Below are 20289 nucleotides of genomic sequence, written 5' to 3' on the forward strand. Positions count from 1 at the left end.
GCGGACACACTTTTTGTCACTTAACCCGATTTCGGGACGGATCCCGTCAAAAAGAAGAACACCCTCCGACGCTGGCCGGAGGGTGCTTTCACATGGAGGGGATGACGGGAATCGAACCCGCGTCTTCAGCTTGGAAGGCTGAGGTATTAGCCACTATACGACATCCCCATAGACAGAAATCCGGTTTAGATGCGCACTCGCCTCAACCAGACCGTGTCTTGGTACAAGGCATATTAACTCGTTAAAGCGCACATACAAAAATCGATGCCAGGTTTTTCTCGAAGGATTTAAAGAAAAGTGGCTGTGGCCGGGAAAAACAGAAAATGAAACTAAAGCAATATGGGGTATATGAAACAGGCGTATAGCCGTTGATTACACTGTCACACGACTCAACAAAGGGGCAGTCGTTTTAGGCGGCTTCTTTGGGGAGTCGGCCGACGAATGGAGTGTTTGCAGTAAACGAGGCCGCCAAAAGCAGTGCCGAGGTGATGCAAACGCCCTGTGATATGCATGGTTTTCATGAAACCGGTAGTAGTTGGCAGGTTGGCTCTCGATGGCGTCGTAAAGCGTTTTCAGACAGAGCATTAGCCTGGTTGAACGCGTGGTTTTGTGATTTCATTAATCGTCAGGTAAATCTATACGGGTCCGTTGTGGAAACGCGATTTCGCGCCTATGAGGGCCCCGGTGCAGATGCTCCAAAGGGGTTTCTGCTAGGTTTCGAATGACGCATACGGGGTATGGCGCAGCTTGGTAGCGCGTCCGCTTTGGGAGCGGAAGGCCGTGGGTTCAAATCCCGCTACCCCGACCAGTATCACGGGCACTCCCGTGGTCTATGAATTAATCATCGAGTTGCAGGAGAGTGCACCAGTGAAGTCTTCCGTTGAGAAGCTCAATGAGACCCGAGTGAAGATTACCGTCGAGGTCCCGTTTGACGAGCTGAAGCCAGAGTTCGACAACGCCTACAAGGCACTGGCTCAGCAGGTCCAGATTCCGGGCTTCCGTAAGGGCAAGGCACCTGCAAAGTTGATTGAGGCCCGCTTCGGCCGCGGCCCAATCCTGGAGCAGGTGCTCAACGACATGGTTCCGTCCCGCTACGACGAGGTCGTTCGCGAGGAGGACCTGAAGGTTATCGGTCAGCCTGAGGTCGACATCACCAAGCTGGAAGACGGCGAGCTCGTTGAGTTCACCGCTGAGGTCGACGTCCGTCCGGAGATTGAGCTGCCGAAGTTCGAGGACATCGCAGTTGAGGTTGATCCGCTGGTCGCCGACGACGAAGCTGTTGAGGCTGAGCTGCAGAACCTGCTCGCTCGTTTCGGCACCCTGACCGGCGTCGAGCGTGCAGTCGAAAAGGACGACTTCGTCTCCATCGACCTGTCCGCCACCATCGACGGCGAAGAGCTGGAAGAGGCCTCCACCGAGGGCCTGTCCTACCAGGTCGGCTCCGATGACCTGATTGACGGCCTGGATGACGCTGTTGTCGGCCTGTCCCAGGGCGAGTCCAAGGAGTTCACCACCAAGCTGGTTGCTGGCGAGCACGAGGGCGAGGACGCTCAGGTCACCGTTACCGTTCAGTCCGTCAAGGTCCGCGAGCTGCCGGAAGCTGACGACGACTTCGCTCAGATGGCTTCCGAGTTCGACACCATCGACGAGCTGAAGGAAGATTTGGCTCGCCAGGTTGAGAACACCAAGAAGGGTGAGCAGGCTCAGCAGGTTCGCGACAAGGTTCTGGCTGCCGCTATGGAGCAGACCACCATCGCTCTGCCGGAGGGTGTTGTCAAGGAGCAGGTCGAGGGCCAGCTGCAGCAGCTGCTGGGTCAGTTCGGCGGCGACGAGAAGGTTCTGAACTCCATGCTGGAGGCACAGGGCACCACCCGTGAGCAGTTCGACGAGGACTCCAAGAAGTCCGCTGAGGAAGCTGTCCGCACCCAGCTGTTCCTGGACGCACTGGCTGAAGAGATCCAGCCGGATGTTTCTCAGCAGGAACTCACCGACCACATCCTGTTCACTGCTCAGTCTTACGGCATGGACCCGAACCAGTTCATCCAGCAGATTCAGCAGTCCGGCCAGCTCGGCAACCTGTTCGCAGACGTTCGCCGCGGCAAGGCTCTGGCTACCTCGATCCTGAAGGCTTCCGCCAAGGACACCGAGGGCAACGAAATCGACCTGAACGAGTACTTCGGTGAGGTCGAGCCGGAGGCTGAGAAGGCTGAGTCCGACAAGGCTGAGGACACCTCCGCTGAGTAAGCCCCGCAATTAGCGCGGCGCGTTCGACATGACGCAACGCTTATAGCGAACAAGGGCCGTTCCCGAAACAAAGGGGCGGCCCTTTTCGTTACCCTCTAATGAACGACAAAACTCGCACACGTACGAAAAAGGAGTACACCGATGAGCGATAACGCCCAGATGTCGACGAACACGGTTTTCGACAAGCTGCTCAAGGAGCGCATTATTTGGCTGGGTGAGCAGGTCGACGACGAGATTGCCAACAAGCTCTGCGGTCAGATGCTGCTCCTGGCAGCTGAGGACCCAGAGGCGGATATCTCGCTGTACATCAACTCCCCGGGTGGCTCCGTCACCGCCGGCATGGCCATTTACGACACCATGCAGTTTGTTCCGTGCGACGTGGCTACCTACGGCATGGGCTTGGCAGCTTCCATGGGCCAGTTCCTGCTCGCCGCAGGTGCTAAGGGCAAGCGTTACGCGCTGCCGCACGCCCGCATTATGATGCACCAGCCATCTGCAGGTATCGGCGGAACCGCATCCGACATCACCATTCAGGCTGAGCAGTTCGCTGCCACCAAGAAGGAGATGGCTCGTCTGATCGCGCAGCACACCGGTCAGCCGGTTGAGCGCATTGAGGAAGACTCGGACCGCGACCGCTGGTTTACCGCAGCTGAGGCTAAGGAATACGGCCTGGTTGACCACGTCGTGACCGCCCTCAAGGACACCGCACGCTAAAAGCGGACAGTAGCGAATAATTAGAGGCGATTTAATCAACATGGAGATGAACAATATGCAGATGCCGCAGTCGCGCTACGTGCTTCCTTCTTTCGTGGAGCACTCCAGCTTTGGTGCTAAGGAATCCAACCCATACAACAAGCTCTTCGAAGAGCGCATTATCTTCCTCGGCTCCCAGGTCGACGATACTGCCGCTAACGACATCATGGCGCAGCTGCTGGTGCTCGAGGGGCTGGACCCGGATCGTGACATCACGATGTACATCAACTCCCCAGGTGGCTCCTTCACGTCGCTGATGGCCATCTACGACACGATGCAGTACGTGCGTCCCGACGTGCAGACGGTGTGCCTGGGCCAGGCTGCTTCCGCGGCAGCCGTCCTGCTCGCTGCGGGTGCACCGGGTAAGCGTGCAGCTCTGCCGAATGCGCGCGTGCTCATTCACCAGCCGGCCACCCAGGGAATCCAGGGCCAGGTTTCCGACCTGGAGATTCAGGCGAACGAAATCGAGCGCATGCGCAAGCTGATGGAGGAGACGTTGGCTCGCCACTCCGGTCGCACTGCAGAGCAGATCCGCAAGGACACCGACCGTGACAAGATCCTGACCGCTGAAGAGGCCGTCGAGTACGGCATCATCGACCAGGTCTTCGAGTACCGCAAGCACAACGCCTAAATGGGGACATGGTCTCTTTGGAGTGCTGCGCACTGGCCGTCGTAAAGCACCGGGCGAGATCGCGTGAAATTCGCCTCGCCCCTGGCGTGGAAGCCGGTATTTGCGCACACTCACGGTAGGCTGGTCTGAAGCAGTTATTGGCAACGAAGCGGAAAGGCGGCGGCGGGAGCCTCATGGCGCGTATGCAAGAAAGTGCGGATTTGCTGAAGTGCTCTTTCTGTGGAAAGAGTCAGAAGCAGGTCAAAAAGCTGATTGCCGGACCTGGTGTGTACATCTGTAATGAGTGCATCGAGCTCTGCAACGAGATTATTGAAGAGGAGCTCAACACCGGCGGCGAGGCAACTGGCAACGACGACCGCCTGCCGCGTCCGATGGAAATTCGCGACTTCCTCGATGAGTACGTCATCGGCCAGGACATGGCAAAGCGCACCCTAGCCGTCGCGGTCTACAACCACTACAAGCGCCTTCGTGCTGCAGAGACCAAGTCGGACAACGACGTCGAGCTACAGAAGTCGAACATTCTCTTGCTGGGGCCGACAGGCTGTGGCAAGACCTACCTGGCACAGACGCTGGCTCGCAAGCTGGATGTGCCGTTCGCAATCGCTGACGCCACCAGCCTGACCGAGGCCGGCTATGTCGGTGAGGATGTGGAGAACATCCTGCTGAAGTTGCTGCAGGCTACTGATTTCGACGTCGAGAAGGCGCAGCGCGGCATCATTTACGTCGATGAGATTGACAAGATCTCGCGTAAGTCTGAAAACACCTCTATCACTCGCGATGTCTCCGGTGAAGGTGTGCAGCAGGCGCTGCTGAAGATTCTCGAGGGAACCGTAGCCGCCGTGCCCCCGCAGGGTGGGCGCAAGCTGCCAAACCAGGAGTTCATTCAGTTCGACACCTCCAATGTCCTGTTCATCGTCGCCGGTGCGTTTGCCGGTCTGGAGAAGGTCGTGCAGGAGCGTGTCGGTAAGAAGGGGCTGGGCTTCGGCGCAGATGTCACCTCGGCTAACGACGCGGATATGAAGGATCCATTCCGCGACGTGCTGCCGGAGGACCTCGTTCGATTCGGCCTGATCCCTGAGTTCATTGGTCGCCTGCCCGTCATCGCATCGGTCACCAACCTCGATGAGGACGCGCTGGTTCGCGTACTCACCGAGCCCAAGAACTCCCTGGTCCGCCAATACCAGCACCTGTTCGACATGGATGGTGTGCGCCTCACCATCGACGACGAGGCACTGCGCGCCATTGCTGCCAAGGCGATTAGCCGCAATACCGGCGCCCGTGGTCTGCGCGGCATCATGGAAGAAATCTTGGTTCCCGTGATGTTCGACGTACCAGAGCGTGACGACGTTGCGGAGGTCATTGTCCACAAGGAATGCATCACGGACGGTGCAGCGCCAGAACTCGTTGAACGCAGCGCGGACAAGAAGACTGCGTAAAGGTAGCTGAAAACCCGGTTAGAGCGCCTGCTCTAACCGGGTTTTGATGTCTGTGTGGAGCCCTAGTCGTCCATGCCGTAGATGTCGCGGTAATCCGGGGCATCATCAGCAGCCAAGTCCTGAGTCTCTGGGTTGGGCTGATCGCCATAGACCTCTGCGCCAAGCGCGGACGAGTTCGCGCCATGGGAGGCCAGCAAGGAAGTGTACGAGCTTCCCGGTTCGTTGCGAGGCGAGGATGTCAACAGGCTGGTCACGGTGTCCTGTGCGAACTCACGCAGCTTGTCCGACAGCACCGTCGACTGCATTTCAATGCCGTAGAGGTTTTCAAAAGTCCGTTGGTGCAGGGTGGGGAAGGTGGCCAGTGAGAGCACGAGAATATAAAGATCAAGTGCGGAAATGTCAGTGCGGAATGCACCGTAATCGCGGCCGAGCAACAAGATGCGGTCAAACTCCAAAACAATTGGGCTCTGACCACCAAGCCCAGTCACGCCTTCTAGCGGCAGGACCGGATGTAGGTTTTCCTGGATGATGAACCGCACGGCGAGCGGGTTCGCCGAGAAGTAGTCATAGATAACACCGACCACATGCTGCAGGGCTTCCACCGGCACATTGGAGTGCGGGCGCAGGTCGTCGTCGTCAGGCCTTACGGTCTCCAGCACATGTGCCCACGTCGCCCTGTAGAGTCCCAACTTGTCACCACAGTGGTAGTGAAGCATGCGCTTGGAGACACCAGAGGCGGCAGCAATGGCATCCAAACGGGCATCTGCATACCCCTTTGCGGTGAATTCTTGAAGTGCTGCCACCAAGACTGCATGGGGGATTGCATCAGAGGAGCCTGGAGACTTCATGAAAATCCTTTGCTTGGACTAGAGAGAGACTAAGGGGTTTTGGCTATCTAACGGGGGTGAAATTGGTCAGTCGCGGACTTCTTTCTAGTGAAATGAGTACACGACCGTAAGTCATGCCTAATGCTATCCGTTTTTCAGAAATGGCCTGAGCGCATCGCCCCCGTCTGCGCCAATTCTGTAGTCGCATTAGAGTGGGCAGCGAATTGATTCTCTCTCGAGAAAGGCCTGAAGTGAACAAGACTCCCGTAAAGGTTGCAGTTACCGGCGCCGCCGGACAGATCGCTTACTCCCTGCTCTTCCGCATTGCCAGCGGTTCGGTTTTCGGCCCTGAGACCCCGGTTGAGTTGAACCTGCTGGAGATCACTCCGGCGCTGCACGCCACCGAAGGCGTCGCCATGGAGCTGTTTGACTCCGCCTTCCCGCTTCTGACTGGCATCAACATCACCGATGATCCGGCAAAGGCATTCGACGGTGCCAACGCCGCCTTCCTGGTCGGTGCAAAGCCGCGCGGCAAGGGCGAGGAGCGCTCCGCACTGCTGGGCGCCAACGGCAAGATCTTCGGCCCGCAGGGTGCTGCACTGAATGATCACGCAGCAGACGACATCAAGGTTCTGGTTGTCGGCAACCCGGCCAACACCAACACCATGATTGCCGCATCCCACGCTAAGGACATCCCGGCAGAGCGCTTCACCGCCATGATGCGCCTGGACCACAACCGTTCCCTGTCTCAGCTGTCGGAAAAGATTGGTGTTCCGACCACTGAGATCAAGAACATGATTGTCTGGGGTAACCACTCCGCAGACCAGTTCCCGGACATCACCTACGCCACCATTGCAGGCGAGAAGGTCTCCGACAAGGTGGACGCTGCGTGGGTCGAGCAGGACTTCATTCCGCGTGTCGCCAAGCGTGGCGCAGAAATCATCGAGGTCCGTGGTTCCTCCTCCGCAGCTTCCGCTGCCGCAGCCGCAGTTGACCACATGCGTGACTGGGTCACGGGTACCCCAGAGGGCGAGTGGGTCTCTGTCGCCCTTCCGTCCGATGGCTCCTACGGCATCGACGAGGGCCTGGTCGCTGGTGTTCCGTGCTACGCCAAGGACGGCGAGTGGGTTCGCGTTGAGGGCCTGGATCTCTCCGAGGTTCAGCGCGCTGGCATCGAGCGCAACGTCAAGGCACTGCGCGAAGAGCGCGAGGCTGTTAAGGACCTGCTGGTCTAAGAGCTGTTCAACGGCCGTTTAGAGGCGCTCTCTTGTGATGATTTCACAAGAGAGCGTTTTTATTTTGCGCGGTAATCGCGGTTTGGCTCGGAGCGGGAGAAAGGCTTGAATTAGGCGGTGTATAAGTCGCTGATGGCAGATATGGGTGGGGCGCAAGGGCCGTCGTAAAGCCCCTGGAAAACCAAATCCGGGCAAGGCGCTAAGATGTGACGCGTGACTGAGAACAACGTGGACCTAAACAGAGCAGATAAGTTGCCCAAGTCGTGGAACCCGGCTGACGTGGAGTCGGACCTGTACCAGGGCTGGGTAGACGCTGGCTATTTCGAGGCTGATCCGTCTAGCTCCAAGCCGGCTTACTCTATTGTGCTGCCCCCGCCGAATGTGACGGGTCAGCTGCACATGGGCCACGCACTGGACCACACTTTGATGGATGCGCTGGTGCGCCGTAAGCGCATGCAGGGCTACGAGGTGCTGTGGCTGCCGGGTATGGACCACGCGGGTATCGCAACTCAGACCAAGGTCGAGGCGATGCTGAAGGAGTCCGAAGGTAAGGACCGCTTCGATTACGGCCGCGAGGAATTCGTGGAGAAGGTCTGGGAGTGGAAGCACGATTACGGCGGACGTATCGGCAACCAGATGCGCCAGATTGGTGACTCCCTGGATTGGTCACGTGAGCGCTTCACTCTGGACGAGGGCCTGTCCCGTGCGGTTCAGACGATTTTTAAGGAACTGTTTGACCGCGGCCTGATTTACCGCGCCAAGCGCATGGTCAACTGGTCGCCAGTGCTGCAGACTGCAATCTCGGATATTGAGGTCAAGTACGAGGACGCTGAAGGCGAGCTCGTGTCTTTCCGCTACGGCGATGGGGAGGACTCCATTGTTGTGGCGACGACTCGTGTGGAGACGATGCTGGGTGACGTGGCAATTGCCGTGCACCCGGAGGATGAGCGCTACACGCACCTGGTGGGCAAGGTTCTGGACCACCCGTTCCGCGAGGACCTGAAGATTCAGGTCATCGCCGATGACTACGTGGACCGCGAGTTCGGTACCGGCGCGGTGAAGATCACGCCGGCGCACGATCCGAATGACTTCGCTATGGGCCAGCGCCACGACCTGGATATGCCGGAGGTCATCGACACCACTGGCCGTATCTTCAACACTGGCACGCGTTTCGACGGCATGGATCGTGCAGAGGCCCGTACTGCGCTGACGGAGGCGCTGCGTGAGCAGGGACGCATTGTCAAGGAGATTCGCCCGTATGTTCACTCGGTTGGTCACTCGGAGCGCTCGGGTGAGCCGATTGAGCCGCTGCTGAGCTTGCAGTGGTTCGTTAAGGTCGATGAGCTGGCCAAGATGTCCGGCGATGCTGTTCGCGAGGGCGACACGGTTATTCACCCGGCTTCGCAGGAGCCGCGCTGGTTCGACTGGGTCGATGACATGCACGACTGGTGTATTTCCCGTCAGCTGTGGTGGGGCCACCGCATCCCGATCTGGTACGGCCCGAATGGCGAGGTCGTCTGTGTCGGCCCGGATGATGAGGTCCCGACGGGCGACGGCTGGACGCAGGATCCGGATGTGCTGGATACCTGGTTCTCCTCTGCGCTGTGGCCGTTTTCCACGATGGGTTGGCCGGACGCCACCCCAGAGCTGGAGAAGTTCTACCCGACATCCGTGCTGGTCACCGGCTACGACATTCTGTTCTTCTGGGTCGCGCGCATGATGATGTTCTCGACCTTTGCTGCCACCCTGCCTGATTCACCGCTGGGCAAGGGTCGCGACGGTCGTCCGCAGGTGCCGTTCAAGGATGTCTTCCTGCACGGTCTGGTCCGCGATGAGCAGGGTCGCAAGATGTCGAAGTCTCTCGGCAACGGCATTGACCCGCTGGACTGGGTGCGTGATTACGGTGCGGACGCACTTCGCTTCACGCTGGCTCGTGGCGCTAACCCGGGCTCTGACCTGCCGGTCGGTAACGACGCCGCACAGAGCTCCCGTAACTTCGCTACCAAGCTGTTCAACGCCACCCGCTTTGCACTGATGAACGGTGCCCACGTGGGCGAGCTGCCGGACCGTGACCAGCTCACCGACACCGACCGCTGGATCTTGGACCGCCTGGAACAGGTCCGCGCCGAAGTCGACTCTGCGCTGGATAAGTACGAGTTCTCCAAGGCCAACGAGGCCCTCTACCACTTCGCATGGGACGAGGTCTGTGACTGGTACCTGGAGATGACCAAGGTTGACTTCCCACGCCTGAATGACGGCGAGACCATGACCGAGGAGCAGGCCGCCCGAGCCGCCTCCACTCGTCTGGTTCTAGGCCGCGTGCTGGATACGCTACTGCGTCTGCTACACCCGTCCATGCCGTTCGTCACGGAGACGCTGTGGAAGGCGCTTACCGACGGCGCGGAGGGCTTCGAGGACTCTCTGGTTATTTCCGCCTGGCCGGATGCAACCATGACCACCGACGGCGCTGCTGTTGATGAGGTTGCCGCACGTCGTATTGCCGATGCCCAGAAGTTGGTCACCGAGCTGCGTCGTTTCCGCAATGACCAGGGTGTGAAGCCGTCGCAGCGCGTGCCGGCACGCATGAACCTGGCGGATGCTGATCTGACTGCTCAGGAAGAGATGATTCGTTCGCTGGCTCGTGCTGAGGCACCGGAGGACGGCTTCACCGCTACCGCTTCCATTGAGGTGCGCCTGTCTCAGGCCACGGTCCTGATCGAGCTGGATACCTCCGGCACCGTCGACGTGGCCGCTGAACGCAAGCGTCTGGAAAAGGACCTGGCCAAGGCAGAGAAGGAACTGGCCGGCACCGAGAAGAAGCTCGGCAACGAGGCCTTCCTGTCCAAGGCTCCGGAGCAGGTCGTGGAGGAGATTAAGACTCGCCACCAGTTCGCACTGGAGGAGATTGACCGTATTAAGGCTCGTTTGGAGGGACTTCCGCAGGCATGACCGATCCACGGGATGCTGAACCACGTGATGAGGCCGCAGGGGAGATTCGTTTGAATCTTGGCGGCGAGGACGATTCGGTGGCGCAGGAAGAGTCTGCGCTGCGAGAGGAGTCCACTGCAGCGCCTGAGTTCGAATTCGATCCGGCTGACTCCCAGATCGTCGAGGACCTCGAACCTCGCGAAATCGCCGGTGTGATGGCTGATGACCGCATGCCCGATGACATGCGCCTCGGTGAGGTCTCCGTGTCCGAGGAAGGCCTGAGCCTGCCGGTGGATGTGGATCGCCCAGTCAATGAGCCGGCTCCGCTGGAGGCCACCGCCGAGGAGCTGCGCGAGCTCGCAGAGGTGGAAGCCGAGCTGGATCAGCGCTGGCCGGAGACCAAGATTGACCCGTCGCTCGAGCGAATCGAGATGCTGATGGACATCCTTGGCCATCCTGAGCGTGCCACTCCGGTCATTCACGTTGCCGGCACGAATGGCAAGACTTCCACTGTGCGCATGATTGAGTCGCTGGTGCGCGCTCTCGGTCGTCGCACCGGCCGCACCACCAGTCCGCATCTGCAGCTGGTTACCGAGCGCATCGCCATCGATGGCCAGCCCATTCATCCACGCGATTACGTGCGCATCTGGCGCGAGATTCAGCCCTACGTGGAAATGGTTGACGCCAAGTCCGCCGAAAAGGGCGGCCCGCAGATGAGTAAGTTCGAGGTCCTCACGGCCATGGCCTACGCTGCCTTCACCGACGCTCCTGTCGATGTCGCCGTGGTGGAAGTCGGCATGGGTGGCACATGGGATGCGACCAACGTGGTGGAGGCCGACGTGGCAGTCATCTGCCCAATCGGTCTCGATCACACGGAGTACCTCGGCGATACCCTGGCTGAAATCGCTTCTGAGAAGGCCGGCATCATCAAGTCGCGGTGGAACAAGGACGACTTGCTCACGCCACCGGACAATGTCGCCATTGTCGGCGAGCAAGAGCCGGAAGCAATGGACGTCGTTTTGCGACGTGCCGTGGAAATGGACGCCTCCGTCGCCCGCGCTGGAGTTGAGTACGGCGTCGTCAGTCATCAGCTGGCGGTCGGCGGGCAGAACCTGACGCTCAAGGGCCTGGCCGGCGAGTATGACGACATCCATCTGCCGCTGCACGGTCCGCATCAGGCGCGTAACGCAGCCACAGCACTGGCTGCGGTGGAGGCGTTCTTCGGCGCAGGTCCGGGGCGTCCGCTCAACATTGATGCGGTTCGCGAAGGCTTTGCGACGGTCGCATCGCCCGGCCGCCTGGAGCGCGTGCGTTCGACCCCGACGGTGTTTATCGATGCCGCCCACAATCCTCACGGTGCCCGTGCGCTACGCACGGCGCTCTCCGCTGAGTTCGACTTCCGCCGTGTCATTGGTGTGCTGTCGGTGTTGGGGGAGAAGGACGCTCGTGGGCTGCTGGTGGAGCTGGAGCCGTACTTCGAAGAAGTGGTAATCACCCAGAACACCTCGCCGCGTGCGCTGCACTACGACGACCTGGCTGACCTTGCGGAGGAGATTTTCGGCGAGGAGCGCGTGCATCGCGTGCCAACTCTGCCGTCCGCCGTTGAGCTAGCTGTCGCGCTGGCTGAGGAAACCGACACCGGTGACGGTATTGTCTCTGGTTCCGGTGTGATTGTCACTGGATCTGTTGTTACCGCGGGCGAGGCCCGGACACTATTTGGAAAGGACCCGCAATGAGCGAATCTCAGGCGAGCCAGCCACAGGGCAATGGCGCGGAGGATTACACCGCTGCCGACCGCGAGGCCCTGCGCGCCTACCGCGAGGGGCGTGACCTGAGTGAGGGCGGCAAGTATGGTCCGCTCGGTGCGGGACACGATCCGGCTAAGGACCCGCTGAAGGGTCTGCGCGGTGTTATGTCCGGCACGCTGATCATGCAGGCTATCTCGGTGCTGCTTGGTCTGACTGTGGTCACGCGCATTCCCGACGGTCAGATTAACCAGACCTTCTCGGTTACGTACATCACCATCCTGGGCCTGGCTCTGATTGCGATGGCTTTCCTGCAGAAGCAGCCCTGGGCGCTGAAGGCCAACATTGTACTGCAGGTCTTTGGTGTGCTGGCTATTTTCACACACGTGTCGATGGGCGTGGTGGGTATCTTCTTCGCACTAGTGTGGGCCTACATTCTGCACCTGCGGAAGAACCTCATCCAGCGTATGGAGCGCGGTCTGTTGACCACCCAGCACTCGTAGATCTCCCGCGCTCGTAGTCGCGACTTTCACCCCGCTGCACCACCACTCCGGTGCAGCGGGGTTTGTCATAGTATGATGCTCACCATGACTGAACGTACTCTTATTCTGATCAAGCCGGACGGCGTTTCCCGCGGTCTGGTCGGCGAAGTTATCTCCCGCATTGAGCGTAAGGGCCTGAAGCTGGTCGCGCTTGACCTCCGTGTTGCTGACGAGGCAACTGCGAAGGAGCACTACGCAGAGCACGTCGATAAGCCGTTCTTTGGTGAGCTGGTTGATTTCATCACCTCTGCACCGCTGGTCGCTGGTGTTATCGAGGGCCCGAACGCAATCGCTGCTTGGCGTCAGCTCGCTGGCGGCACTAACCCGGTTGAGGCCGCAACTCCGGGCTCCATCCGCGGTGACTTCGCACTTGAGGTTGCTAACAACGTTGTTCACGGTTCCGATTCCCCGGAGTCCGCTGAGCGCGAGATTGGTATTTGGTTCCCGAACCTCTAAACGTTGACGGTTCAGCATTGACCCGTGAGCGTTGAACTGGCGCCGAACTGAGCAAGCAATTGTTTGCCGGTTCGGCGCTTTTTGCTTGTCGACGACCGTGGGGCGGCCCTTCAGCGGGCTGCACGTGTGAATGCGGGCACGGGCTGCAAATGTGAAACTGTAGGAGTTTATGACACTTTCCGGCAATTTTTCAGGCCATTTCTGTCATAAACGCAGTCAGTAACTCGGATTGGCCCGCCGCCACCAATGTCGGTGCGCGCCACCTGCTCGATATGTGCGACAATGGACAGCAGCAGTAGTGCCCGGGAGTTCGCTCCGGCGGATGAAATATGCCGCATGTGATCGCTGAATCCCCGAGTCAGCCGGTAGGCCTGCCAATAAGACTTTCATAATTGTTCATCGTTTTCGGCCCTCTATCTGCGCATTTGGCGCAAATGAAGTGGCTGTCGCAACATCGTTGCTCCGCCTGGTTTCCAAGGCCACAACGGATGTAGGCGCACATGGAATGACAAAGAGTGTGCTTCCTGTTGTCGGGTTTTGCGTGGTGGGGTGTCAAGGAGAAACAAATACAGTGGCAAATTTCAGCCAGGATGTTGTCGCTAAGGCACGCGAATTTGATCGTGAGTCAGCGGCTCTGAAAACCCGAGTCCACCACCTGGCCAAGAGCTTGGGGTTGACCTCGAAGGAAACCATCGAAGCACTGGGGCACGCGGGGATCGTCGTAAAGTCCGCTGCGTCCACCATTAATCAAAATCAGCTCGACGCAGTGCTGAATTTCATCGGTGATCATCCAGAGGATGCCTCGCTTGACGACGGATCCGCTGCGACCAAGCCAACCGGCGAAAAGCCAGCCGCGAAGGAAAAACAGTCGGCAGGTAAGCCGAACGCGGCAGATGAGAAGTCGGACGAGCAAACTGCAGCTAAGTCCGAGAAGAAGCCAGCTGCGAAGAAGAGCGGCAAGAAGTCGGCTGCGAAGAAGGACACAAAGAAGGCTGCGCCGAAGGCAGAAAAGAAGGCCGACCAGAAGGCAGCTCAGAGCGAAGCGGAGTCGGACGCAGCGCCTGCCGAGGAAGTGACCGAGAAGAAGGACACCAAGAAGTCCTCGGCTAAGAAATCCTCGGCAAACCAGAGCGCAGAGAAGCAGGCTGAAGAGAAGCAGAGCGCAGAGAAGAAGAGCACGACTAAGAAGCGAGCAACGCGTAAGCGGGCTGTGAAGAAGACCGCTGGCGCTCCGGAAGAAACCGCTGCGAAGGACGAGCAGAAGGACTCGAACTCGGTCGTCGAGGAAGCTGTTGAGGCTGTAGTTCAGTCGTCGTCGAAGAAGGCTGCAGATAAGAGTGCTTCCGATAAGAAGGCTGCCGACACCGTAGCCGAGACCGCTGAGAAAACCTTCGCTGAGGAAGCTTCCGCCGAAGCACCTGCTGCAAAGAGCGCTGCAGTGACCACACGTCGTGGTCGCCGAGTTCGCCGTGCGGTCCGCACGACCAGCGCTCCAGCAGCAGAGGAAATTCAGGAAGCGCAAGAGCCGCAGAAAACGCAAGAGCCGCAGGATACGCAGGCAACTCAGAGCGAAGCCCTGCAGGACATCGAGCCGCCGGTAGTCCCGGAGCCGCCGGTTGCGGAAGAGCAGACCGCGTTTGCGCCTATCTTCCTGGCGCCGCAGGCTGTTCCGGCCTCGGCCAAGGATTCGGCCACCGAGGATGCTGCTTCGGCTGACAGCGGTGCCTCCAACCAGGGCACCGATGACAACGCGGGGGAGGGGCAGGACGGCTCGTCGTCAAGCGAAACGGAGCGTCAGCCGCGCCCGCGTCGTCGCCGTCGTGGACGTGGGCGTCGTAATGATGACGCGCAACAGGCGGAGAAGACCACCGAAAACACAGAGCGCGAGGAAGAGGAAACCGGCGAAGAGGTCGAGGAACCGCAGGCGATTAAGGGATCGACTCGCCTGGAGGCGCAGCGACGTCGCCGTATCGAGCGTCGTGAGGAATCGCGCAAGCGCCATGTAATCTCGGAGGCGGAATTCCTGGCTCGTCGTGAGTCGGTGGAGCGCACGATGGTGGTGCGTGAGCGCAAGCGCCATGACCACGCGGGCATTGTCACTGAGGTGGGTGTGCTGGAAGATGACCTGCTGGTCGAGCACTTCGTTACCTCTGACACGCAGACCACGCAGATCGGCAATATCTACCTCGGTCGCGTGCAGAACGTCCTGCCCAGCATGGAAGCGGCGTTCATCGATATCGGAACCGACCGCAACGGTGTCATTTACGTAGGTGACCTGAACTGGAAGCTGCTGGGCACGAAGTCGCGTTCGCGCAAGATTGAACATGCGCTGAAGGCCGGCGACCAGATTTTGGTCCAGGTGTCCAAGGACCCGATTGGTCACAAGGGTGCGCGTCTGACCACCCACATTTCGATGGCTGGTCGATTCCTGGTGTACGTGCCGGGCGGCCGGAGCGCGGGTATTTCCCGCAAGCTGCCGGAGCCGGAGCGCAAGCGCCTGAAGTCGATTCTGAGCGAGGTTACGCCGGAGGGCTCGGGCACGATTATCCGTACCGCAGCCGAGGGTGTGTCCAAGGAGGCCATCGAGGCCGACATCAAGCGCTTGGAGTCGCAGTGGCAGGAGATCTGGGAAGCCTCCGAGGCAGCGAAGGCGAAGCGTGGAGCAAAGCCGATTGCGCTGTACGAAGAGCCAGACATGCTGGTCAAGGTCGTCCGCGACGTCTTCAACGAGGACTTCTCGCGTCTCGTGGTGGAGGGCGATCGCCCGTGGAACACAGTGACGGACTACATCGGCGACCTGGCACCAGAGCTGGAGCCGCGACTGCAGCGCTACTTCGCCAAGGAGCACGGCGGCGCTGATGTCTTCGAGCACTTCCGCATCGATGAGCAGCTGGCCAAGGCACTCGACCGCAAGGTCTGGCTGCCTTCGGGCGGCACGCTGGTCATCGACCGCACCGAGGCCATGACGGTCATCGACGTCAACACCGGTAAGTTCACCGGCGCTGGCGGAAACCTGGAAGAGACGGTCACTCGCAACAACCTGGAGGCCGCTGAGGAAATCGTCCGCCAGATGCGTCTGCGCGATCTGGGCGGCATGATTGTCGTCGATTTTATCGACATGGTGCTGCCGGAAAACCAGGACTTGGTGCTGCGCCGTCTGAAGGAGGCCCTGGGCCGCGACCGCTCGCGTCACGAGGTCTCCGAGGTCACCTCGCTCGGCCTCGTCCAGATGACTCGCAAGCGTCTGGGCACAGGCCTGCTGGAGACCTTCTCCACGCCGTGTAGCTGCTGCAATGGCCGCGGTCTGATTATCCACATCGATCCGGTTGAGCAGGACAATCAGGGCCGTGGCCACAAGAATGGCCGTCGCAACGACGAGCAGGACAAGTCCAAGCGCCGCAACAAGTCGCGCTCGGAGCACAATCCGGCCAACCACCCGGCCGCGCTCGCCATGCACCGCGATCAGGGCGACCAGGCCGGCACTTCCAAGGCAACGCGTGACGACGACGCGGAGACCAACCAGCGCGATAAAGACGCAGCCGACAAGCGAGTTGCAGCTGCTGTCGAAGCTGTCATCGTCTCTTCTGAGAACGATGAGCCGAAGCCGCCGCGTCGTCGCCGGGTTCGTAAGAGCCAGGGCCGAAACGATGAGCAGCGACAGAACGGCCGTGGCCGTCAGGAGCGCCGCGAGCGTACTGAGCAATCGGAGAACTCCAATGACCTGGCTGCTCTGGCTGCCGCAGCTGTTGCGGAAGCCCGTGAGAAGGACCCAGAGGAGCCGTCGGATGACCGTTACATGCCGCAGGAGGGGCAGCGCCGCCGCCGTCGGGCTACGCGTCGCCGTGTAGCGGAGCATGTTGCCGTTGATTCGGCTGCACGCGACGCTGATGACCGCGACGAAGAATATGGTGATCGTCGCAAGCGTTCGGAGCGCCCGACCCGTGCTGAGCGTGCCGAGCGCACCGATAACGGTGGAGGCCGTGGCGACGCTGAACGCTCCAGCAGCGCTAGCGCTCGACATCGCCGTCGTCGCGCTGTGCGTCGTACTGCTGTGGATGAAACCACTGCGCCTCAGGCTGGGTCTCAGGCAGCTTCCACCACAGATGTGAGGGAGCCAGCCAGGAATGGCAAGGGCGGCAACACTAACAAGACCGGTAAGGCTGTGGCCGAGGAGTCCCAGACCTATGAGGAGGCGAAGGAGGCGTTCGAGCGTTCTCCACGCCGTCGTCGTCCGACGCGCGGTAACTCTCGCTCGGATCGCGCACCGCGCCGCGAGGACTTCGAGTCCACTAAGCCAAAGGCGGACGCTGAAGGCAGCAAGGGCGGAGATCGTGCGAAAGACAACCGCGATGACAGCAACCGCAGCACCAACCGCAGCGCCAACCGCAGTGGCGGTGGACGCCGCTCGGGCAAGTCACGGGTTGAGGTCGTAGCGGTCCAGGGCACGGGAGCTCGCCGTAATCGCCGTCGGGCGGTGCGCAGGGTCTCGTCGCAAAGCGATGCCGGAGCGACTGCGCCGAAGCAGCGACAGGGCGCTTCAAACCGCGCTACTAAGCCAGAGCAGAAGCAGGCTAATCGCGGTGCTGCGGCGCCGGAGACGAAACCGGCCAATCGTCGTCGCCGCGTGCGTCGTGCGGTGCGCCGAAGTGGCCAGAACTAGGTATTGGAAACCTGGAGTAAGACCAGATAGAAGGCTGTTTTCCGTTCCCTAAAGCAGGGGGTGGAAAGTGGCTTCGGAAACTGCCCGGGAAGACCGTGAAAACCAATGGGGGACAGGGTCTTACTCGGGCAGTTTGTAATTTAGGGGGATTTTTCGCTACTCTTGACCAGTCGCTGATTAGTAGGCGTATCTGGTCATGCCCACTGGTGCTTGAGGCGCTGGTGGTAAGGAAACGGCCAGAGCGGGGAAATCTACTCGGATTTGGCTTTCGGGTATGTCCCTGAAGTGTTCTGCACACGCAACTAATCGCAATTCCATTGTCCAGTCAAGGAATTACAAAGATTCCTTGAGTCGAGTTTCTCAGATAAAGGGGTAGCCCTCCTATGTACGCGATCGTCAAGACCGGCGGCAAGCAGTACAAGGTTGCCGAAGGTGACCTCGTCAAGGTCGAGAAGATCGAGGGTGAGCCGGGTTCGTCCGTGGCTCTCACCCCGGTTCTGCTCGTCGATGGCGCAGATGTCATTGCGGATGCCGACAAGCTTGCCAACGTTACCGTTAACGCAGAGATCGTCGAGGCCGCTAAGGGCCCGAAGATCCGCGGCATGCACTACAAGAACAAGACTGGCTACAAGCGCCGCTACGGCCACCGTCAGCCGCTCACTGTTCTGAAGATTACCGGCGTCTCCAAGTAAACCGCCGAAATTCCAATTAGCTTTTCCCTAGGAGAAAATCATGGCTACTAAGAAGGGTGCATCCAGCACCAGCAACGGCCGCGACTCCGAAGCTAAGCGCCTCGGCGTGAAGCGCTTCGGCGGCCAGCAGGTTAAGGCAGGCGAGATTCTCGTTCGTCAGCGCGGTACCTCGTTCCACCCGGGTGAGAACGTTGGCCGTGGCGGCGACGACACTCTCTTCGCTCTGAAGGCAGGCGCAGTCGAGTTCGGTACCCGCCGTAACCGCCGCATTGTCAGCATCGTTGAGAATAACTCCTAAGAACAACCCTCGGTTGTCCACATAGGATTACTGCAACGTTGAATTTGAGGCAGGTTTAACTGCCTTGCAGAAGAGCCGATTCCTTTCCCACTGCGAAAGGTAATCGGCTCTTTTGTTGTTTATTACTGTTTCGCGCTTTTAGGTTGCGAGGCAGCGTTTTGTTACCGCCTAGACTTCTGCCCGTCGGCTCGCTTAAATTAGGGCATTACTCCAGGCACTAGAAGATGGCTCTCCGCTCGGAAGTGTGTGTGATTTTATGTCTCGTTTTGTAGATCGTGTCGTACTGCATTTGCAGGCCGGCGACGGTGGTCACGGCTGTAACTCGGTGCTGCGTGAAAAGTTCAAGCCACTCGGCGGGCCCGATGGCGGCAACGGTGGCCACGGTGGCGACATTGTGCTGGTCGTCGACCCGCAGATTCACACTCTGATGGACTTCCACTTCCATCCCCACATCAAGGCTGCCAACGGTAAGCCCGGCGCGGGTGATCACCGCAATGGTGCTCGCGGCGAGGACCTGGTTCTCGGAGTGCCGGAGGGCACGGTTGTGATGACCGAGGATGGGGAAGTGCTGGCGGACATGACCGGTAAGGGGGACCGCTTCATCGCCGCTGAAGGCGGTTACGGTGGCCTGGGCAACGCAGCGCTGGCGAACAAGAACCGCCGTGCGCCGGGCTTCGCTCTCCTCGGTGAGCCTGGCGAGGCCAAGGATCTTGTCTTGGAGCTCAAATCCATGGCAGACGTTGGACTGGTGGGCTTCCCGTCAGCCGGAAAGTCCTCGCTGGTCAGCACCTTGAGCGCTGCTAAGCCGAAGATTGGTGACTACCCATTTACCACGCTGCAGCCGAACCTGGGTGTGGTCAACGTTGGCTACGAGTCCTTCACCATCGCAGATGTGCCGGGCCTTATCCCGGGGGCGTCTGAAGGCCGTGGTCTTGGGTTGGATTTCCTGCGTCACATTGAGCGCTGTGCTGTGCTGGTGCATGTGGTGGACGCTGCTGCGCTGGAGGGCGACCGCGATCCGGTCTCTGACATCAAGGCGTTGGAGGCGGAACTCGCCAACTACCAGTCGGTGCTGAAGGCCGACGTGGGGCTTGGGGACCTCGCAGAGCGTCCGCGCGTCATCGTGCTGAACAAGATTGACCTGCCCGATGCTCGCGAGATGATTGACATGCAGCGCGAGGAGTTGGAGAAGTTCCGCTGGCCGATTTATGAGATCTCTACGGTGACGCACGAGGGACTCAAGGAGCTGACCTACGGCCTGAAGGATCAGATTGCCGCCTACCGCAAGGCGCATCCGTTGCCAACAGAGCAGGAGCCCCGTGCGGTCATCCGTCCGGAAGGTGTGCGTGGCAAGAAGCGCGAAGGCGCGGACTTCACCATCGAGCGCGATCCGAATACCCCAGATGGGTTCATTGTGCGTGGCCGTAAGCCGGAACGCTGGATTAACCAGACGGACTTCGAAAACGACGAGGCAGTCGGCTACTTGGCTGACCGCCTGGCCAAGCTTGGTGTAGAAGATGCCCTGGCAAAGGCTGGGGCAACGGTTGGCTGCCCGGTGACGATTTCCTATCTCACCTTCGAGTGGTACCCGCAGCAGGTCGCGGGCACCGATGACTTCGTGCCGAGTGGCCGTGGTACCGACGATCGTCTCTACGTCAACGAGCGCACTAGCGCTGAGCAGCGTAAGCGTGCATCGCAGGCCCGCCGTGGTCTGATTGACGAGTACGATTTCGGAGATGGCGAAGAGGCTATTCGCGACCGGTACTCATAGTCGCGGGCGCCAGCGTCGTCGGCAAGCGAAGACTTCAAACTTGCATTTTGCCATTAATTGTTTAAACAATT

Annotated in this window: 14 protein-coding genes and 2 tRNA genes; 14 read left to right on the forward strand and 2 right to left on the reverse strand. The window is 59.8% G+C overall.

Annotated features, from left to right (window positions below; translation table 11 throughout):
• Window positions 1–93: 93 nt before the first annotated feature.
• A tRNA-Gly gene (locus HMPREF3135_RS09520) sits at window positions 94–168 on the reverse strand.
• A gap of 563 nt (window positions 169–731) precedes the next feature.
• On the opposite strand from HMPREF3135_RS09520, the gene HMPREF3135_RS09525 reads away from it, so the two are divergent.
• From HMPREF3135_RS09525 to clpX, 5 genes are all read left to right on the forward strand, one after another.
• A tRNA-Pro gene (locus HMPREF3135_RS09525) sits at window positions 732–808 on the forward strand.
• Window positions 781–2244 (forward strand): trigger factor, encoded by a 1464-nt coding sequence (tig, locus tag HMPREF3135_RS09530; RefSeq protein WP_101687704.1) that lies wholly within the window; start codon window positions 781–783, stop codon window positions 2242–2244. The genes HMPREF3135_RS09525 and tig overlap by 28 nt, the downstream gene beginning before the upstream one ends.
• A gap of 141 nt (window positions 2245–2385) precedes the next feature.
• Window positions 2386–2958, forward strand: coding sequence for an ATP-dependent Clp protease proteolytic subunit (locus HMPREF3135_RS09535; RefSeq protein WP_016422302.1), 573 nt, complete (start codon window positions 2386–2388; stop codon window positions 2956–2958).
• A 40-nt stretch (window positions 2959–2998) separates the two neighbouring features.
• Window positions 2999–3628, forward strand: a complete 630-nt coding sequence (locus tag HMPREF3135_RS09540) for an ATP-dependent Clp protease proteolytic subunit (RefSeq protein WP_005511517.1) — start codon at window positions 2999–3001, stop codon at window positions 3626–3628.
• Window positions 3629–3801: 173 nt separating this feature from the next.
• On the forward strand, window positions 3802–5064 hold the full coding sequence (gene clpX, locus HMPREF3135_RS09545; RefSeq protein WP_048735141.1) for an ATP-dependent Clp protease ATP-binding subunit ClpX: 1263 nt from the start codon (window positions 3802–3804) through the stop codon (window positions 5062–5064).
• 62 nt (window positions 5065–5126) lie between these two features.
• On the opposite strand, the gene HMPREF3135_RS09550 is transcribed toward clpX, so the two are convergent.
• The gene (locus HMPREF3135_RS09550; RefSeq protein ID WP_049190863.1) at window positions 5127–5912 is read right to left on the reverse strand and encodes a TetR/AcrR family transcriptional regulator; all 786 of its coding nucleotides are present in this window, start codon (window positions 5910–5912) and stop codon (window positions 5127–5129) included.
• Between the two features lie 230 nt (window positions 5913–6142).
• Here HMPREF3135_RS09550 and HMPREF3135_RS09555 point away from each other — a divergent pair, with 230 nt between their 5' ends.
• The 9 genes from HMPREF3135_RS09555 (at window position 6143) to obgE (ending at window position 20218) form a co-directional block, all read left to right on the forward strand.
• Window positions 6143–7126 carry a malate dehydrogenase gene (locus tag HMPREF3135_RS09555; protein WP_016422306.1) on the forward strand — a complete coding sequence of 328 codons (984 nt, stop codon included), beginning with the start codon at window positions 6143–6145 and terminating at the stop codon, window positions 7124–7126.
• A 213-nt stretch (window positions 7127–7339) separates the two neighbouring features.
• Window positions 7340–10075 carry a valine--tRNA ligase gene (locus tag HMPREF3135_RS09560; protein ID WP_070439381.1) on the forward strand — a complete coding sequence of 912 codons (2736 nt, stop codon included), beginning with the start codon at window positions 7340–7342 and terminating at the stop codon, window positions 10073–10075.
• 194 nt (window positions 10076–10269) lie between these two features.
• Window positions 10270–11790 carry a bifunctional tetrahydrofolate synthase/dihydrofolate synthase gene (locus HMPREF3135_RS09565; RefSeq protein ID WP_224783795.1) on the forward strand — a complete coding sequence of 507 codons (1521 nt, stop codon included), beginning with the start codon at window positions 10270–10272 and terminating at the stop codon, window positions 11788–11790.
• Window positions 11787–12302, forward strand: a complete 516-nt coding sequence (locus tag HMPREF3135_RS09570; protein ID WP_016422309.1) for a DUF4233 domain-containing protein — start codon at window positions 11787–11789, stop codon at window positions 12300–12302. Before HMPREF3135_RS09565 ends, HMPREF3135_RS09570 begins: the two co-directional genes overlap by 4 nt.
• A gap of 84 nt (window positions 12303–12386) precedes the next feature.
• Window positions 12387–12797: a nucleoside-diphosphate kinase gene (gene ndk / locus HMPREF3135_RS09575; RefSeq protein WP_038629458.1), complete on the forward strand. Its 411-nt coding sequence runs from the start codon at window positions 12387–12389 to the stop codon at window positions 12795–12797.
• A gap of 571 nt (window positions 12798–13368) precedes the next feature.
• A complete protein-coding gene (locus HMPREF3135_RS09580) occupies window positions 13369–17457 on the forward strand; it encodes a translation initiation factor IF-2 N-terminal domain-containing protein (RefSeq protein WP_070439387.1) in 4089 nt (1362 codons plus the stop codon).
• Window positions 17458–17840: 383 nt separating this feature from the next.
• The gene (rplU, locus tag HMPREF3135_RS09585; RefSeq protein WP_005511541.1) at window positions 17841–18149 is read left to right on the forward strand and encodes a 50S ribosomal protein L21; all 309 of its coding nucleotides are present in this window, start codon (window positions 17841–17843) and stop codon (window positions 18147–18149) included.
• A gap of 40 nt (window positions 18150–18189) precedes the next feature.
• Window positions 18190–18447 carry a 50S ribosomal protein L27 gene (gene rpmA, locus HMPREF3135_RS09590; protein WP_016422312.1) on the forward strand — a complete coding sequence of 86 codons (258 nt, stop codon included), beginning with the start codon at window positions 18190–18192 and terminating at the stop codon, window positions 18445–18447.
• Window positions 18448–18703: 256 nt separating this feature from the next.
• Window positions 18704–20218, forward strand: coding sequence for a GTPase ObgE (obgE, locus tag HMPREF3135_RS09595; protein ID WP_049171005.1), 1515 nt, complete (start codon window positions 18704–18706; stop codon window positions 20216–20218).
• Window positions 20219–20289 lie beyond the last annotated feature (71 nt).

This window comes from Corynebacterium sp. HMSC14H10 (assembly GCF_001807105.1).
GTDB lineage: Bacteria > Actinomycetota > Actinomycetes > Mycobacteriales > Mycobacteriaceae > Corynebacterium > Corynebacterium jeikeium_D.

Bases quoted from the DNA above. Each gene is read 5' to 3' on its own strand.
- HMPREF3135_RS09570 (WP_016422309.1), top strand. From the start codon at position 11,787: ATGAGCGAATCTCAGGCGAGCCAGCCACAGGGCAATGGCGCGGAGGAT.
- ndk (WP_038629458.1), top strand. From the start codon at position 12,387: ATGACTGAACGTACTCTTATTCTGATCAAGCCGGACGGCGTTTCCCGC.
- HMPREF3135_RS09535 (WP_016422302.1), top strand. From the start codon at position 2,386: ATGAGCGATAACGCCCAGATGTCGACGAACACGGTTTTCGACAAGCTG.
- HMPREF3135_RS09550 (WP_049190863.1), bottom strand. From the start codon at position 5,912: ATGAAGTCTCCAGGCTCCTCTGATGCAATCCCCCATGCAGTCTTGGTG.
- HMPREF3135_RS09565 (WP_224783795.1), top strand. From the start codon at position 10,270: ATGGCTGATGACCGCATGCCCGATGACATGCGCCTCGGTGAGGTCTCC.
- rpmA (WP_016422312.1), top strand. From the start codon at position 18,190: ATGGCTACTAAGAAGGGTGCATCCAGCACCAGCAACGGCCGCGACTCC.
- obgE (WP_049171005.1), top strand. From the start codon at position 18,704: ATGTCTCGTTTTGTAGATCGTGTCGTACTGCATTTGCAGGCCGGCGAC.
- clpX (WP_048735141.1), top strand. From the start codon at position 3,802: ATGGCGCGTATGCAAGAAAGTGCGGATTTGCTGAAGTGCTCTTTCTGT.
- rplU (WP_005511541.1), top strand. From the start codon at position 17,841: ATGTACGCGATCGTCAAGACCGGCGGCAAGCAGTACAAGGTTGCCGAA.
- HMPREF3135_RS09540 (WP_005511517.1), top strand. From the start codon at position 2,999: ATGGAGATGAACAATATGCAGATGCCGCAGTCGCGCTACGTGCTTCCT.